This is a genomic window from Mesobacillus jeotgali, from assembly GCF_031759225.1.
GTDB lineage: Bacteria > Bacillota > Bacilli > Bacillales > Cytobacillaceae > Mesobacillus > Mesobacillus jeotgali_B.
Window position 1 is genome coordinate 2,612,358 of sequence record NZ_CP134494.1, and the last position, 17,423, is coordinate 2,629,780.

Annotated in this window: 17 protein-coding genes; 3 read left to right on the forward strand and 14 right to left on the reverse strand. The window is 38.9% G+C overall.

From position 1 onward, the window contains the following. The first annotated feature begins 115 nt into the window (after positions 1-115). On the forward strand, positions 116-268 hold the full coding sequence (locus RH061_RS13040) for a YpzG family protein (RefSeq protein ID WP_311070743.1): 153 nt from the start codon (positions 116-118) through the stop codon (positions 266-268). Positions 269-325: 57 nt separating this feature from the next. On the opposite strand, the gene RH061_RS13045 is transcribed toward RH061_RS13040, so the two are convergent. The 6 genes from RH061_RS13045 to RH061_RS13070 all read right to left on the reverse strand — a co-directional run bounded on the left by RH061_RS13045 (position 326) and on the right by RH061_RS13070 (position 6,481). Further along, complete coding sequence (locus RH061_RS13045; RefSeq protein WP_311070745.1) at positions 326-1,153, reverse strand: undecaprenyl-diphosphate phosphatase; 828 nt, start codon at positions 1,151-1,153, stop codon at positions 326-328. A 129-nt stretch (positions 1,154-1,282) separates the two neighbouring features. Next, on the reverse strand, positions 1,283-1,777 hold the full coding sequence (locus tag RH061_RS13050) for a GtrA family protein (RefSeq protein WP_311070746.1): 495 nt from the start codon (positions 1,775-1,777) through the stop codon (positions 1,283-1,285). Further along, complete coding sequence (locus tag RH061_RS13055; RefSeq protein ID WP_311070747.1) at positions 1,734-2,768, reverse strand: glycosyltransferase family 2 protein; 1,035 nt, start codon at positions 2,766-2,768, stop codon at positions 1,734-1,736. The genes RH061_RS13050 and RH061_RS13055 overlap by 44 nt, the downstream gene beginning before the upstream one ends. Before the next feature lie 18 nt (positions 2,769-2,786). Next, the gene (locus tag RH061_RS13060) at positions 2,787-4,457 is read right to left on the reverse strand and encodes a DUF6044 family protein (RefSeq protein WP_311070749.1); all 1,671 of its coding nucleotides are present in this window, start codon (positions 4,455-4,457) and stop codon (positions 2,787-2,789) included. Between the two features lie 108 nt (positions 4,458-4,565). Then, the gene (locus RH061_RS13065; protein WP_311070751.1) at positions 4,566-5,033 is read right to left on the reverse strand and encodes a CBO0543 family protein; all 468 of its coding nucleotides are present in this window, start codon (positions 5,031-5,033) and stop codon (positions 4,566-4,568) included. Positions 5,034-5,236: 203 nt separating this feature from the next. Further along, on the reverse strand, positions 5,237-6,481 hold the full coding sequence (locus tag RH061_RS13070) for an MFS transporter (protein WP_311070753.1): 1,245 nt from the start codon (positions 6,479-6,481) through the stop codon (positions 5,237-5,239). Between the two features lie 324 nt (positions 6,482-6,805). On the opposite strand from RH061_RS13070, the gene RH061_RS13075 reads away from it, so the two are divergent. After that, entirely contained in the window at positions 6,806-8,548 is a 1,743-nt protein-coding gene (locus RH061_RS13075; RefSeq protein WP_311070755.1) for an AAA family ATPase, read from the forward strand. Positions 8,549-8,875: 327 nt separating this feature from the next. Here the strand turns inward: RH061_RS13075 and RH061_RS13080 are convergent, their stop codons facing one another. The 3 genes from RH061_RS13080 to RH061_RS13090 all read right to left on the reverse strand — a co-directional run bounded on the left by RH061_RS13080 (position 8,876) and on the right by RH061_RS13090 (position 11,051). Continuing rightward, positions 8,876-9,703, reverse strand: coding sequence for an STAS domain-containing protein (locus RH061_RS13080; protein ID WP_311070756.1), 828 nt, complete (start codon positions 9,701-9,703; stop codon positions 8,876-8,878). A gap of 146 nt (positions 9,704-9,849) precedes the next feature. Beyond that, positions 9,850-10,125, reverse strand: coding sequence for a YkvA family protein (locus tag RH061_RS13085; RefSeq protein ID WP_311070757.1), 276 nt, complete (start codon positions 10,123-10,125; stop codon positions 9,850-9,852). Between the two features lie 164 nt (positions 10,126-10,289). After that, positions 10,290-11,051 carry a MerR family transcriptional regulator gene (locus tag RH061_RS13090; RefSeq protein ID WP_311070758.1) on the reverse strand — a complete coding sequence of 254 codons (762 nt, stop codon included), beginning with the start codon at positions 11,049-11,051 and terminating at the stop codon, positions 10,290-10,292. Positions 11,052-11,323: 272 nt separating this feature from the next. Here RH061_RS13090 and RH061_RS13095 point away from each other — a divergent pair, with 272 nt between their 5' ends. Continuing rightward, on the forward strand, positions 11,324-12,061 hold the full coding sequence (locus RH061_RS13095) for a uracil-DNA glycosylase family protein (RefSeq protein ID WP_396654809.1): 738 nt from the start codon (positions 11,324-11,326) through the stop codon (positions 12,059-12,061). 26 nt (positions 12,062-12,087) lie between these two features. On the opposite strand, the gene RH061_RS13100 is transcribed toward RH061_RS13095, so the two are convergent. The 5 genes from RH061_RS13100 to RH061_RS13120 all read right to left on the reverse strand — a co-directional run bounded on the left by RH061_RS13100 (position 12,088) and on the right by RH061_RS13120 (position 17,381). Next, the gene (locus RH061_RS13100) at positions 12,088-12,723 is read right to left on the reverse strand and encodes a hypothetical protein (protein ID WP_311070762.1); all 636 of its coding nucleotides are present in this window, start codon (positions 12,721-12,723) and stop codon (positions 12,088-12,090) included. Then, positions 12,713-13,237, reverse strand: a complete 525-nt coding sequence (locus RH061_RS13105; protein WP_311070764.1) for a sigma-70 family RNA polymerase sigma factor — start codon at positions 13,235-13,237, stop codon at positions 12,713-12,715. The genes RH061_RS13100 and RH061_RS13105 overlap by 11 nt, the downstream gene beginning before the upstream one ends. A 119-nt stretch (positions 13,238-13,356) precedes the next feature. Then, positions 13,357-15,642: an ATP-dependent DNA helicase gene (locus RH061_RS13110; RefSeq protein ID WP_311070766.1), complete on the reverse strand. Its 2,286-nt coding sequence runs from the start codon at positions 15,640-15,642 to the stop codon at positions 13,357-13,359. A gap of 116 nt (positions 15,643-15,758) precedes the next feature. After that, entirely contained in the window at positions 15,759-15,887 is a 129-nt protein-coding gene (locus RH061_RS13115) for a hypothetical protein (protein ID WP_311070768.1), read from the reverse strand. 273 nt (positions 15,888-16,160) lie between these two features. Beyond that, positions 16,161-17,381 (reverse strand): helix-turn-helix domain-containing protein, encoded by a 1,221-nt coding sequence (locus RH061_RS13120; RefSeq protein ID WP_311070770.1) that lies wholly within the window; start codon positions 17,379-17,381, stop codon positions 16,161-16,163. Between the last annotated feature and the right edge of the window lie 42 nt (positions 17,382-17,423).

Sequence of the window (17,423 nt, forward strand, 5' to 3'; positions counted from 1 at the left end):
TTTATTTGCTTCACTCATTTTGTCTGATGTATATTGCTATTTGATAATACAAACGCTATAGATGATGTTCTTTCGAATATCAGACGTTTCAAAAATCCATTCCTGAGGTGATTGTATGAGTTACAAAGATCATTTGGATCCGCACTCAGAACTTTTCCACCACCCTTGGACCAGGCGCAAGCGCTTAAATTCTCAAGTGAATGGCCAGACTCAGGTCACGAAGAACACCATTCTTGCAAGAGGGAACGCGAAAGCCCACCGCTGGTAAAGGATATTTGTAAACGTAAAAAAGGAAAAGGCTCTTGATGGCCTTTTCCTTTTTAAACTAAAGAAAAATAAAGTAAATGATCCCTGCCAAAACAATACGATAGATTGCGAATGGCATTAATTTGATTTTATTGATTAGCTTCAAAAAGAATCTGATGAAAATCAACGCGAACACGAATGCGCTGATAAAACCTACCGTGAAAAATGGCAATGCATCAATCGTGAAGTATTCCCAGTTTTTCAGCAGGGAAATCCCACTTGCACCAAGCATGATTGGAACCGCCATAATGAAAGTGAAATCTGAGGCCGCACGATGGCTCATACCGAGAAGTACTCCTCCCGCTATGGTTGAACCGGATCTTGAGAATCCTGGCCATAATCCAAGACACTGGAACAAACCTACTCCAAATGCCTGTTTATAGCTGATTTGATCAACATCTTCGGTCTTAAGTGTTTTGGGTTGTAAGCGGTCAGCGATTATTAACAGGAATGCTCCGACTACTAATCCAAAGATGACGGTTTCTACCGAAAATAGATGTTCATCGATATAGTCCTCCAATAAAACGCCAGTCACCCCTGCAGGAATCAACCCTACAATAACTTTAGGCAAACTCAGTCTGCCCTTGGAATCCGCGATTGAAACACCCTTTTCCATGCCTAACAGGTTAATGAATCGATCTTTGAAAACAATGACCACAGCTAAAATAGATCCCAATTGAATAACTACTTTAAAAGTATTGGCAACAGGCTCTGTAAACAATTGTTTAGAGTGCAATAACAGGTCATCGACAATAATCATATGACCAGTAGACGATACAGGTGCAAATTCAGTTAATCCTTCTACTAAACCGAGTATAAATGCCACAATTAATTCCCAAATATTCATGAAGTAGTCTTGCTCCTTTAATAATTAAATTTAAGTACTTGTCTCACATTATTTCGAAAAACAACAAAAGCAAATGTACTTATTAATTTTTATCTTTAATTGGACATTTAGTCAATAAAAAAAGCAGCATCAAGAGCTGCTTTCAGTGTGAGGCTTGAAAACAAAGGATTTTTGGCCAGCATAGTTAGAGAATGTGTAGATGATTGAACCTAAGAGGATTGCGATATTGTCTGAATCGATATAAAATTGCCCAATTGAAAAGGAGTCCATTGAACCTGTAATCAGCCGGCTGATTGAAAAAGAAAATATATAACAAAAGAGAACAACTGCAGTAAATCTCGGTAACCCCACCAGAATGGGAACCTTGCTTTTAAATGTAAAAGTTCTATTCATTAAAAAGCTGACTATAGCGCCGACTGTATTTCCGGTGAATGTGGCGTACCAAAACGGCCATTCCAGCCCATTTTTCAGAAAAAGCATAAAACCCATTCCTACAATGGTATTCAATAAACCGACCAGCAAAAATTTAATGACTTCCTGAGAGCTTACAGACCCAAGTCCAATTTTTTGCGCCAGCTGGTTAGTTATTCTCAGATAGCTTCCGAGTTTCACTGATTGGCTCATAATCTGCTCCTTCCATGTTAATCAGCTTTCTCGACACTGGCAGATTAAACAGATCTACATCGACAATATATTTCGGGCGCCGCTTAGTTTCTTTGTAAATTTTCCCTATATACTCTCCAACCAAACCAAGCGCAATCAGCTGCAGGCCTCCGATAAGCCAAATAGAAGTTATTAAGGAAGTCCACCCAAGCTCTGTGTTCCCAAAAAGCTTCAATGTGAGAAAATAAAGACCGAATAAAAGGCTTACGAAAAAGGAAAGACATCCTATAAGCATCACAAATCTGATCGGTGTCACTGAAAATGAAGTGATGCCATCGAAGGCGAAAGCCAGCATTTTCTTCAATGGGTACTTCGTTTCCCCAGCGAGGCGTTCTCTTCTTTCGTAACAAACTGAAGTTGAGTTAAAACCGATTAAGGGGACAATTCCACGCAGAAACATATTGCTTTCCGCAAAATGCTCCAATTCATCTACAGCCCTCTTGCTCATCAACCGAAAATCTGCATGGTTGAAGACTAGTTTGACTCCCAGCTTGTCCATCAGTTTATAAAATCCTTCCGCAGTAAAACGTTTGAAGAATGTGTCACTCTCCCTGCTGCTTCTCACACCGTATATAACTTCGTAACCCTCGTTGTACTTTTTAACCATCTCGTTAATAGCATGAATGTCATCTTGCAGGTCAGCGTCAATGGTTACCATGCAATCGGACGCCTCTTTTGCAGAAAAGAGTCCGGCAAGCAAGGCGTTTTGGTGTCCGGCATTCCTTGATAACTTAAGGCCTTTTACCATTTCATTGTTCAAGCTTGCTTTGTAAATCAAGTGCCAGGTCCTATCCTTGCTTCCATCATCGACAAATAAAACTTTACTTTTTTCTGATACCAAATTTTGCTTGATCAGTTCACTGAGCTTAGCAGTCAACTGATCAATTGTCACTTCCAGAACTTCCTCTTCATTATAACAAGGTACGATAATTGTAAAGATTGGCAAATTCATCTGTTAGCCTCCTTGGTGTCATAAAGCTTCATAGAGGTAAATTTTCCAGGCACTTTCCTTAGAGTCAAAGACTTTATCCAGCTTCAGGTTGTTTTCTGATGCGTTATCAATTGGAACTGAAGAAAAGATAAATTCCCCGCCCATTTCTTTAAACTGCTCTATATTCACATCAATATTTTGAATTCTTCTCTTTGTCGTTTTCTTAAACATATAATGCTTACCCAATTCATCGGTAAAAAGATAACAGCGTCCGCCCCATTCATCAAAGTAGATCCGGATCCTCTTATTCTTTTCAAGTTCATTTTCGATAATCTTCCTGAACTGTTCTTTATAACTCAGGGGGTAAAAATTGTTGTAGGTATCCAGCGTGTAAAATCCATTATATTGAGCGATTGCTGGATGCAAGCCTATACTGGCTACACGATATTGATGTTGAGGTTTTTCAATGTGATTTTTGATAGCTTCAAATTGTTCTACTGCGTAAAATTCCCCGACACTGGGCTTTTTGCGGTGCACGATTTCTTCATTCGAGAACAAAAGCAGGATAATTTGGGCAGCAGTTAACCAGGGCACAGTTTTCTGCAATACTTTTTCATTCCATAGAATCTTCAGGCCAATGGCAAACAGTATGTACAAGACTAATGGACGCAAAAAGTGAAACCGGGCAAAATTAAATGTATCCAAGAAGTGGAATCTTTCAGTTAATGGAAGCCAGCCTTTATAAAACCAAAATGCATACCAGGCAGATAATACAAAGTTAAGGATGAACAGAATCACAAAGCTCCGTTCTTTCTTCCACTTTTTATGCTTCCAAATAAGAATCATTGCTGCCACTATGACTGGCAGTATTATAAAAGTATGTACAGTCATTACATGTGTGTGTCCAAGGAAGAAATTTTTGAAGGTAAGCCTGACAGAATGCCAGAACGACAGGCGTGCGTGAAAGTATTCATCTCTGCTATTCGGTTCCCCATCAAATAAGAAAGAGTATACCAGTCTGTAATCAGTGACTAAATACACAGCTGTCATATACGCTATCGCTAAAAAGAACCCCCAATTCCATCCTTTTCTGCGAATGACATCATAAAGCCAGAGGATTCCCATTGCAGTGAGGAAAAAGAAAAAACCCAATACAATACTTGAGTAAAATGGCAAGAGTGTAAGCACAAGAAAATGCGACCAGGAAACCATCCCCTTCCTGATATGCAAAAAAGCCCAGAGTGCAAGGGGCATACCCAAGGTACTGAGCATCCCGGACGGCCAAAAAGGAGTAAGGGCAAATGCAAGAGCTGTGCCGACACGAATCAGGCTTTTATCTTCTCCTTTAATAAAATGATCCTTCAAAACTAAATACATACCCAGGAAAGCTATAAACCTGGTGATTCCCTGGCTTATTCCATATGCAACCATTGTCGGGAACAAAGCATACAGCCATACAATCAGGCTAAACTCGGTTCCAAGCGCATTCCTCGGCAACCCATTGATGATTTGAGGTATCCTGGAATCTGTAGAACCGGTTAGCTGTCCACTTTCAGCAAGCACCTTGTACCAGGCCAAATTTGAGTCAAGATTGTCATGGACCCGGATGTGGGCATCGTCTCCTAATATAAAATAAGGGGATAGGAAGAGTGAAATCACAATGAGAGAAAGTATGATGAGTTTTCGCTCTTTATCCTGTAAGTAAGACAAATCACATTACACCTCAAATTTCATATTTGCTTCAATTAATATTAAGATTTGCACATTTTTTGAAACTATTCCCTAAATTGCCAGCCAATCCACAAGTGCATATTAACTCTATATAAGCTGATAATCAAAGATCAATAAATAAAAGAGAACAAAGAACACCGAAAGAATTAAGGCAACCAAAGGCTTCTTGTAGTGAAGCCTGAGCATTGGATACATCGTACTATAGAAAAAAACTTCCCAACCCATTGACCAGCCATGGGCAAATTTAATGGCCCCTATTTTAAACGCGATGGTCTCGATCAAAACAGACAAAGATATCCATTTAATGTAATGAGAAATTGTTTTGGTTCTGCCTTCTGGATAGTTCCCCAGAAAGAGGATGATCATGCTAGGGTAAAAAATGAAGGTATACAGTGTTTCAGTGACAAATAGACTGATGAAGTTTCTTTCAAACTGCCATAAGTGTTTGTTGCCGATATAAGATATGTACTCATAGAAGCAGCTAAACAAGGCCCAATAATAAAAAGTAGGCAGAAATTCCTTCCATTTTTCCCACTTTCCCATTCCAATTGACAAAGAGACGCCACCTAAAATAACTAAAGCATGGAACAAACTCTTCCCTCCCTTTTAACCCGCCACTTGCACCTTCTATTGATTCCCTTTTCTTCAATCAAATGTATTTTCTACTATTCAAAGGGTTTTATGTATGGAGGGACTCATCGAACATAGATCATATACATAACAAAAAAGCTGTACTGGTGATAACCAGTACAGCTTTTCTATCCCTCTTCTGTTAAATTGTTCTCTGCGTCAATTATGAAAAGATCCTTCTTTGACTGCAGAAAAATGATCGACGTCAGGGCTACTGCGAGTAACAGTCCAATTGCAGAAAATGCGACCGTGACTGTTTGCAGTTTAACTGCTTCTGCTAAATAACCCAATAACAATGTTAACACGATTTGAACCATTGCCTGAAAGAAGGCAAACGAACTGCTAAACCTCCCCATTAAGTCAACTGGTACATTGTTTTGGAAAAAAGTTGCGTATCCAGTAAAGGAAAATGGTGAAAAGAACCCGATAATGATGAAGCCGACCACAGCCAGTGGTACTGTTTCTGGAGATGCTAGATAAAACATTAAGTATCCAATTACCGACAGAAAAGACCCCATACCCAACAGCATTTTAATTGAAAGGCGATTCGCCAGCGCTGATACTGCTAATGAACCAACAACATAACCAGCTCCAGTCAGGCTAACCAGTAATCCGTAATTCTTTTCGGATAATCCTATAACCTGTTGTATGAAGGTTACCTCCTGAGAATCGAGAGAAAAAGAAATTAAAGTAATGAATTGAAATATTAGAAAAATCACCATAAATCCTGATGCTGTTTTTCCAAAACTGATGACAGCTTTCCAATCCGCTGCGATCATTTTCATCGTAATCCGATCTCTAACTGTTTCATCGCTTAGCTTTTCATCCACATCCGGCAGGAAGTAAATAGCCAAAGCACATAAGAAAAATGTTACAGCATTAATATAAATACTTGTATTTATGCTTCCATACATAATCAACAATCCTGATACACTTGGTCCCACAAGCATTGCACCAGACGTTGCAAACGAAAAGAAGGAATTGAAACGTTTTCTTTTTTCAGGTGGAACAAGCTTTGTTATGTAAGTTTCTGAAGTGGGGCCAAAAAATGCCCCCGCTATATTTGTTAAGAACATAAGTATGTATATTGGAACAATGGTATTGAAAAATGGGATGATTGCAATGAATATCCCCCGCAGGATATCGATGTATATCATTAATCTTCGTTTATTGACACGATCAATTACGCTGCCCGCCCATGTATTTGTTAAAAGGATTGCCAATGGTCTAATGATGAATAATCCAGCGATAGCAGCGGCAGAACCCGTTAATTTTAAAATTAATAAATTTATAGCTACAAAATATATCCAATTACCGATGTTTGAAACCCCAATTCCCAGAACTAAGAGTATGGGATTCTTCCAGCCTTTCAAACAGACCCCTCCCGTGTGCAGACTATGAATGCAAAAAAAATACTAAACTATTCTCTTTCCATCCTATCTTCAACTTCCAAAAGTTTCAAGAAGCTATTTGAATGAATGCCAATTTTTTACTAAATCCTATAATCGTCACAATTTGTCCACAATAATTTTCCCAACAATTTTCCGGAAATAGGCTCTATACCCTCATTTACAAGCACTTTAAACATCTAGTCTATTATTTTCATGTATTTACCAGCCCGAGTCATACAATTTACCCATTACTAACATAGGTATATTACTTATAATGGTATATAGAATTGATAAGGAGCTGAAACCATGAATTCTAATCCGAAGTTTGTTTCTAAGATCCTTCCGCTTTTTGCGGCGTTTATGGTTATAGTTACGATTGCTGCGACATTTGTAGTTCAAAATACTGATGATAAAGTATCTGTCCCTTTTTCTTCTCTTGTCAAGACGATAGAAGGCCTTAATGGCAGCGAAGCAACCCTTACTGAAAAAATGGATGGAACTTTAGTGCTTGAAACTAAAGATTCTACATTAGTTTCCCAAGTTCCTCCCGGCAGCCAAATGGTCGATAAATTAGTAGAAAAAAATAATGTGAATTATGAATATATGAATAACAGCAAATATGGTGCCTGGATCCTCGGCGGAGTTTTATTGCTATTGCTAGGCACTGCGTTTGTCATTCAAAAGAAAACTGGTGGTATAGGTACAGGCAATAGAATGAAGAATAGTCTATCAAAGCCTAATCCTCTGCCTTCCATTACATTAGACGATGTTGGTGGATTGCAAGACGAAATGAAGGAAGAAATCTTCCAGACTCTCTCAATCTTGAAAAATCCTGAAAAATCAGCAAAGATGGGTATTAAGCCGCCTAAGGGCATTTTGTTGTATGGACCTCCAGGCACAGGTAAAACCTTGCTTGCTCAAGCTATTGCTCGTGAATTGAACGCCAACTTTTTCTCTGCCAGCGGATCTGCATTCAATGAAATGTTCATCGGTGTTGGTGCCTCACGCGTCCGAAGCTTATTCCAAAGTGCACGGAAGCAAGGGCCGGCTGTCATTTTCATCGATGAAGTCGATGCCCTTGCCGGCAAGCGTAAGCCACATGGCGGTGAAGAAGGGGAAAAGACACTTACAGAACTGCTTGTCCAGCTTGACGGTGGACATTCTAACGATGGAATCCTTTTCATTGCGGCTACAAACAGAAAAGACATGCTGGATGATGCATTCCTTCGTCCTGGCCGTATCGATTTCTCATTCAATGTCCCCCTTCCGGATACGAAAGGCAGAAGAGAAATCATTAATATCCATATAAAAGGAAAGAACCTTGCTAACGATGTTGCAGCATCACTGGATGCCCTGGCTGAAAGTACTTCTGGATTCTCAGGCGCAGAGCTGCACTCATTGTTTGAAACGGCGAGCAGACGAGCGTTAAGGAACGGACAGGACTTCATTTCAAAGAGTGATATCGACTACTCTCTTGATCGGACCATCCTCGGAAGTACTTCCCGTACTCTTCAGGATGCAGATACGAAGCGGAGGGTTGCCATCCATGAGGCGGGACACGCACTCGTATCGGCAGTCACTAAACCTGGTTCTGTAAGAAAAGCAACAATCATACCTAGAGGGCAAGCCCTGGGATATGTGGCTCCGATTCCAAAAGAACTACAATTGTCGACTCATAGCGACTTAATTGACCGTATCGCAATGATTCTTGCTGGCGGTGTAGCCGAGAGGATGATTCTCGGTGAACACAGCATCGGAGTAAGTGGTGATGTCCAGCAGGCTAAACAGATTATAGAGCAAATGGTTGACACCGGCTTGCTGCAGGAAGGTTTCTCTCTAACATTCAGCAAAGGCTTGAAAGAAACAAAGATGCAGGAGCTTTTCGATGACGCCCTAGAAAAATCTGAGATGATCATAAATGCACACAGACAACAATTTGATGTACTCGTAGAAGAATTGCTAAAGAAAGAAACGCTAGAAGGTTCAGAAGTGGATGAAATTGTCCAGGATAAGACGGGTTTTCGTGAAGATCAATATTTAATGGCGTAAGGACAAAAAGCGCTAGCGCCTTGTCCAGCCCCGACAAGCGCTGGAGGGCCTGACAGTGAAGTCGTTCTTTGACTTCATTGGCAGGACCGAAATCGAAATGTGTAGCCGACTGCCCAGAAACGCAGAAACTGGAGACTCCGACAAAGAAGCGTTTTTTGCTTCTGCCGGCGGAGTTGAAGTTTCGGAGTTTCTAGGAGGCGAAACTAGACAAGCGACTCGAGGGGCTAGGCGCTGGAGCTGGATTAAGACACCCATATGGAGTTATCCTCACAAGATACTTTTATAATTTCCTATACAAAATAAAAAGGCTTTCTGCGGAAAGCCTTTTTATTTTTGTTCTAGAGCCTGGGCCAGATTTGTTCTTATTTCATTATCTTTGAAAGAAAGTCCAAGCTGGACGGCTGTCTGGGCAATTTCAGGTCTTATGCCCGAAAGCGTCGTCTTTACGCCAATTAATTTCAGCGCATTCAATAACTGGAATATTTGATGTGCAACCATAGTGTCAATCATTACAACGCCTGATAAATCGACAAAAAGGTGATGAATATCCCTTTTAGCGCATTGTCTAAGTGTATTTTCGAGTATCATTTTCGCCCTTGACGTATCAATATCTCCAATAAGAGGCAGCAAACCTTGATGATTGCTTAATGAAATAACTGGAGCACTTAATTCATTGATTGTCTCCTGCTGGGCTTTCAATACGTTTTGAGAGTATCTATATGTAGCCTCGACGAAACGTAAAATGACTTCGTCCATTTCTTTAAGGATGACATCATACCATAAATCGACTTCTCCCCTTGTGATCCCCGGGTTCATCTGAACAAACCTACGGATATATTCAAAATACTGATTCCTTACGTTTTTAAATTCCCTGATCACGTATTGAATAGGCGTATTGATATGTTCAAAATCACTTGCGATCTCGATGATCCATGGCTCGAAATCCTGAAAAAATTCTTGTTCCCCTTTATTGAATAACTCAATAAAATGCAAATGAAAATCATGATTTTGTTTTTTTAACGCCCTGATCACCCCAGGGTCATTAGATGCATATACACCGGCAGTATTTAGCTTATCGATATTTCCATACCATTCTTCAGTCATATTATTGCTGTTTTCTTTAAGGTATTCATATAGATATTGATTTCTGTGCACCAAGCTTCCCCCCGTCTCGAAATGCACCAAATTGAATTAGTAACAAGATGCAAGATTCTCTATTTCGTATTATATCAAAACTCATGCCTTATATAAAAATTTAAGGAGCCAACCCATTACTATAGACTTACATACCGGATCGCCCTTTATTCCAATTTGTGTTTTTCCTTTAACTCACCTGGAGCCATTTTTATGATCTGTTGGAAAATAATAAGCAGGACACCTACGTCATCAACGACTCCGATTAATGTGAAAAAGTCAGGAATGATGTCAAATGGCAAGAGAAAGTAGCCGATGATCAAACCAGCTGAAACGAATTTTTGCTTTAATGGTACCAACCTCGAAGTAAAGAACTCTATTAAAAAGGGTAAAAATTTATGCACCTTAAATACAAGTCTGATTCTTTTAAAAAACTTCTTCATGAAAACCCTCCTTCTGACTAGTATTAACCACTTTCACTTTTTATTGAATCTTGAAACATGGTGTGTACATCTGGCTATCAATAATACGTAGGAAATAGAGATATGTTTCATTATAGAAACCAAAAAACAGCCTGAATTGACTGTTTTTATCGGTGACTATTCGGTTACTTTTCTTGCTGATCACAATAAACGTGTATCGCTTCCTTAAAGAAAGCTGCCAGCCCTAGCTGGTATTTATCTATATTCTTTGTGAACCGTGGGTCATCCACATATAAATTACCCAGCCCTCGATAGATTTCCAGTGTGCATTCATAATAATGATCAGTGATAAACTGGCGCCAATCTGCTACTGCCTGCTGAACTTCCGGAGCTTCCGGTCCCTGGTCCATCCCGGCAATAAGCCGCCGATAGATTTCATCGGTTTTACTTTGGATGTTCCCCCAATCATCAGCTGTATACCCAGCAGTCTTCTTCTCAACTTTTTCGACGGCCTCTTTTCCGTACCGCTCTTTCGCTTCCTCACTATATTTCTTCTGATGTTCTTTTATTTCCTTCATATCAAATCCTTGGAACATATCCTTTTCTGCCATATGATAACCTCCTTCAATTGAATGAATCGTCCGTTCCACCGTGATGATCATCTCTTCTAACCGCTTCTTCTTAGCTATTAGTAATTTTTTATGCTTTATTAAATTTTCCTTGCGGTTAAATTCCGGCCGATCAATGATCTCCTTAATTTCATGAAGAGAGAGATCCATTTCTTTGAAAACCAAAATCTGCTGAAGGCGCTCAAGATTTTCTTCTGAATACAGTCGATACCCTGCAGTGGACACCGCTTCTGGTGTAAGTAACCCTATCCGATCATAATGATGCAGTGTACGTATACTCACTCCCGTAAACTCTGCAACTTCTTTTACTTTGTACATACCTCGATCACCTCCACATTTAAATCGTAAACTATGACGCAGTGTTAGAGTCAATACTTTTTTTATTAAAAAAATACGGTGAACGTAATTGCCGAAGATCAGTTTCCCAAATTCAATTGCAATGGAAACCTTGTTTTATTCCTCAAGGATATGTGAAAAATAAAAGAAGAAACCATACAGACATCACAGCTGGTATAGAAAAATTTTTAATCAGACGAAGTTTAAGATAGGAACAACCAATATAATTAACTTGGAATGAAATGAGGTTAAAGATGATCGGACTGAAGAAATACAGCAAGAAAGTCGGATATCTCCCTTTGAAAGAGAGTTATACTCGAGACGAATTACTGATTCCAGACTTCCTGTTGGCTAAGGAAAGTGACATTGAAATCTACTATTGTACTCATAATGAATATATCAATAAAGAGGCAAAGGTGTTCATAATAGGCATTACACCCGGATTTCAGCAAATGAATAAATCGATTGCCGTAGCACGAAAATGTCTCGAGGAAAACCTTTCATTTGATGAGTCAGCATATATCTGTAAGAGAGAGGCCAGGTTTTTTGGGATAATTCGAAGAAACATCATTCAAATGCTCGACGATTTAGACTTGAACAGAGTGTTGCACTTGGGGAGCTCTGAGGAGCTTTTTAGTGATAAGGATTTTTTGCTCCACACTACCTCTCTGATCCCTTATGCCGTATTTATTAATGGTAAAAACTATACTGGCCATAGCCCGAAAATCCTAAAGAATGAATTATTGACTCTGTTTCTTGAGACATACTTTAAACCCCAGGCAGCACAACTTCAAAACGCTTTAATCATCCCGCTTGGAAAAGGAGTAGAAGAGGTTTTATCCCGGTATATTCGAGAAGGCGTAATTAAAGAGGAAAACATTTTATTAGGCTTTCCACATCCTTCAGGGGCAAATGGCCATCGCCTGCAGCAATTTAGTATGAATAAAGAGAGAATGAAAGAAACTATTCGTGCTTTCTTCAGAAAAGGTTAAAAGACCACTATCTTGGTCTTTTAACCTTACTCAAATGGAATTTCTTCCTGATATGCCTGATAATATTTGTTTAGGAGTTCTGCTTTATGTTCTTCACTTTTAATAAGGATATCTCCGTAAACCGGAACTACTGTATGCCAGTTCTTTTCTTCATTCTTTCTGGATATAAATAAGTAGCTTTCTCCTTCTTTGAGCAGCTGGTCATTTTCCATCAGGATCAGGTTCTTGCCTTCATAGCCCCCTTGCTGGTTGACTGTTATCCCTCCATGCAATTCACCTTTAATATTCTCTGAAACTTGCACTTGGAACTGTGTTTCAACCATTCCATCTTCGTCGTATGTTCCAGACTGTCCTTCCACCTTTCCAATGAATACATTGTCTGCCCATCCGACAAGTCTTTTTGGGTCAGTAACATCAAAAGCGTGACTGGTTTGTACAGTTTGAATGACGGGATTTTCTGGAGGCTGATTGGATAGCAATCCAGGACCTGCAATTCCTAAAGCAATGATCGCAGCAAGACCAGGTGCTGCAAAGGCGAGCCATTTCTTTTTATTGTTTTTTCCCATCTCAGATTTTGCCTTTCCAATCCCTAATTTGCTTCGCTCACTCAATTCATTCGGTATTTCGATTTTGCTCATTTCCGTTTGGATTCTATTGCTCAATTGCGTCATCTCCCTTCAAATTTTTGCGAAGCTTTGCCAACCCCCGGTACAATATTGTCTTTGCTGTGCCTAGCGGGATATTCAATGTCTCAGAAACCTCTTTCAAAGTCATTCCTTGATAAAATCTCAGCAGGATTACACTTTTTTCTTCCTCCCGCAACTCTTCAATCAATTCTCTTAACGTAATTTCGGAAGTCAAATCCGCCTCAACTGCTTCTGAAATAAATTCCTCAAAATCAGGTTTCAATGGAACAACCTTTTTCCGCTTTCTTAAAATGTCGAGTGAACAGCTGATGGCTATTCTGATCAGCCATGATTTAAAGTATTTAGGCTCCTTCAGTTCTTTAATAGATTTGAATGACTTGTAAGCTGTTTCCTGTACAACATCCAATGCGTCACTCTGGTTTTTCACATATATAAATGCCATTCTGTATAGATCCTGCTCATATTGCTGGAAAAGCTCAAGAAATGCTTTGTCATTTCCCCTTTGTGCTTTTTTAATCAATGGCAGCAATAGGTGCACCTCCTTATTCCGTTCTTATTCATTAGACGGAAGTTGTGCCGGTTTGGCTTTCGATATATCAAAAAAAATAAAATAAAATAAAAACATCCTCTAAAAAGCAGGATGTTTGTCTATTTAATAGTATAACTTTTCCATAATTCCGGCATCAGAAACTGATATTGAGGCTGTAAATAACGATCATCAATCAGTATAATTATTCCCGTATCCTTTTCGGAACGAATCAGTCTGCCTCCAGCTTGAAGGACTTTGTTCATTCCGGGATAAACATAGGCGTAATCATATCCATTTTTACTTGTAAAAGAAAAATGCCGTTTGATCAAATCCCTCTCGAAGCCGATTTGAGGCAGGCCAACCCCCACAATCAACACCCCATTCAGTCGGTCACCCTTTAAATCAACACCTTCTGAAAAAATCCCTCCCAAGACAGCGAAACCTACCAGTGAATCTGATCCGCCTGGTTTGAAGGATTCCAGATACGCTTCACGATCGGCATCTCCCATTCCTGAACCCTGTACAATCGTCGGTATCCCATGATCGCCGAGATTCCATTCTTCCAACACCGAATTCAGATAGAGATAGGACGGAAAGAAGATCAGGTAGTTGCCTGGCTTTGTCTGAATGGTTTCGACTAGAGTTTTAACTATCGGTTTTACAGATTTTTCTCTATCTTTAAATCTGGTTGATAAAGGCTGGATCATTACCTGGTTCTGTTCTTGGGAAAATGGGGAAGGAATTCTGACAACATAATCATCTTCCTCTCCCCCTAACATATCACGGTAATATCCAATAGGACTCAAAGTGGCAGAAAAGAAAACACGCGCCTTGAAACTATTACCTGCATGATTGATTAGATAAGAAGGATCAAGGCAAAATTGCTTTATTTTCACTTCATTCCCTTGTACCTCTGCATATAGAATGAACCGTTCATCATATAGCTTGCTGATTCTTTGCCAATTCTGCGCTGCAAAATAGGTGTCAAGCAACAATTCTTGATTTTCTGATTTTTCGCTAAGCAGCTCCTGTTCAGCCAGTTCGATAAACTCCAATACCAACTGATTGAATTCCCCAAGAGGCTCTTCAAATTCTATTTTTTTTGAAGGTTCTGCCTGCTTTTTCACCTTGATAAAATAGTCGTTAATTAACTTGGATACCCTATGTATGTTTTCGTTTTTCCCCTTAAACTCTCTCTTTAGCTGTAAAAATGGTGCCTTTTCCAGAGTCGATGAATACATATCCCTTCCCCTGTCAACCAGGTTGTGAGCTTCATCAACAAGGAGGACAGTATCTTTTTTTTGTTCATCAAATAAGCGTTTTAAGGAAACTTTTGGATCGAATATATAATTATAATCACAAATGACTGTATCAGCTGCATAGGCAAGATCAAGTGAAAATTCAAAAGGGCAAATCTTATGTTTAAATGCATATTGTTCAATGCACTGTCGATTAAAAGAGTTTTCATTTTGCAAGATATCGAGTACAGCGTCATTGATTTTGTCATAATAACCGTCCGCAAACTCACAGTGCTCTTTACTGCATATCCCCTGCTCAGTAAAGCAAACTTTGTCCTTTGCCGTTATAGTCACTACATTCATTTTAAGGCCGCCGGCAAACAATTGACTAAAAGCTTCCTCTGCTGTTTGTCTGGTCGTTGTCTTGGCAGTCAGGTAGAAAATCTTTCCCAAATGATTTTCACCGATTGCTTTAATCGCAGGGAAAATTGTAGAAATAGTCTTCCCAATACCAGTTGGAGCACTTGCATACAAGGTCTTTTTTTCAAGGATTGTTTTGTATACCGAACCAGCTAGCTGCCGCTGCCCTTTCCGATATTGGGCAAATGGAAAGGCCAATTCTTTAATGCTTTGATTCCTTATCAATTTATGTTCTAACCGCAATTTTGCATAGGGAGCATATATCGATAGCATGTATACCATTGATTCCTTTATTTCTTCATATGTCCTAGTTTTAAGGAACCTTTTCATTTCACCTGAGGATTTCTGTACATAGGTAAGCTGGATATCGATACAGTCCAGCCCATGATCCTGCAAGTACATATAGGCATAGCATTCTGCCTGGGCCCAGTGAGCAAGATTACTATCTTCATTGATCATTTCCAGGCTTAGTGAGGTTGATTTAATTTCATCAATCGTAATGCGGCCATCATATTCCAGAAGGCCATCACAACGCCCTTCAATTATAAAAAGCAAATTCTCATATTCAATTTCAGTCTTTAAAAAAACCTCGCTTTGATCTTGTTCTTTATATGTTTTTTGGACTTCACGATGAATTCGAGAGCCTTCGGTAAAAGAGGAAGTTGAGCTGAACCCTGATACGATACTCCCGCTTTTATAAACATACTCAGCCAATGTTCTTACTGGTATCTTCACAACATTTTGCATCCACTCACCTGGCCCAATTAGAGAAATGTTTATAACTAATTATAGTACATACGTTCTTGTATTTCCAATAATATAAAAAATCCGCTCCAGAGTATCCTGGAACGGATTGATATTTTCTACCAATGGCGGGTAATTTCAAGTAAAGTGTCAATTTCAATTTGGTTCAGCGCAAAACTCAAATCATGCTCAGCAGTATCCGATGTCTCTTCCAATAGCTCGTCAATATCCATGCTAATTGTTCCCATACCGAACCTCCTCATGTTTTCACTGGACAGGTAATATGTCCTGCTTCGTACAAATAGTTCGTTTATTATATGAGGGTTCTGGGGGTAATTTAACATCATGAAAACTTTCCCAAGTTTTTGCGTATAAAAAACAAAAAGGCCATATGATGGCCTTTTTTCTAACTTTATTAAACTGGAGGCAGGATTGGCGGCATACCAGCTACTAAAACACCTAAAGCCATTGCACTTGTCATTAAAGCAGTTAACTTCTTTTTCATTTTTCCATTCCTCCATTTAATTAATTTTTTCAATATATTTTACTGCTTGATCAAACCGACCTATCTTTTGATAGTGGTTTGATAGCATTTTGTAAAACCAAATTAATTCTTCACTCTTGCCATCATTTTCTTCGAGAAAAGGTATAACTTTAGATTCTGTATAGGCAAGCGACTTTTCAGGTGCTTCCAGAGTCATTAAATAATAATTTGCTAGAACCCTATATTTACGGTTTTCAGGGTGTTTCGACAACTCGTAAACTTCCTGAAACGATTCTCTTGCCTTATCTTCGTTTTTCAGTTCGTAATTGATCTCTCCAATTGTATATAATGTGATCAAATAATGTTGAGTTTCTTTATTTTGTAGAGATAAACTCTTTTCAAAAAAGAAGATAGCGTCTTGATAATTTTTCAGTTTTTTCTGGAGATAACCCATATTGTGATATATTTCTGGTAAAAGCTTAACTTCTTTTAAAATCTCGGCATTTCTAATGAGATGTTTGTAGCAGTCCTGAGCTTCTTCATAGATCTTTGAATTTGTATAATTAATACCAAGTAACATCAACACATGAAGGATCCGTTTAAAATTATGTTCCTTCACAAATTCTTGCAAAGCCATCTTTCCGTAATAAATTGCATACCCCAGATCTTCAAGCGAGGTCTTTGCAAGAGCACGATGATATAGTAATTCTCCATCAGATATATCAAACTTAGATCCTCTGCCGATATTATCTAAAATTACATCAGCTTTTTTATAAATTCTCTTCTTTAATAACATTACAGCATAAAGATAGGAAAATAAAGCCATCTGAGGTTGGGAAAATATTTTCTTCTGCTTATTCAAAAGTTCATATTGCACTTGTGCTTCAGTCAACGAACCTTTGAAAATCAAATATCTAAACTTGGTAAGCTCATATTTATGTAAATTAGTAGTAAACGGTATTATACCTTCAAATTCCTTCAACTTTTCGCTTACAACTTCTGCTTCATCCTCTTGTATGTAGTCAATTTTCTCATTCAGTTCGCTTACCAGTTGCTTGATTTGATCTTCATTTTCCGTAATGGAAGCAAGGTTTACACCAAGTCTTTCAAGTAACAGCCCCATTGTTTCTTGGTTGGCTTCTTTAGAATTGCTTTCGATCTTGCTTAAATGGGGAACTGAACATATGCCATTTGCCAGTTCCTTTTGTGTCAGACCTTGTTGAATCCTATAAAATTTTATGAGTGGTCCAAACTGCATATATTCACCTTCCTTTTTTATTTTAATCTACCATCTTTTCCA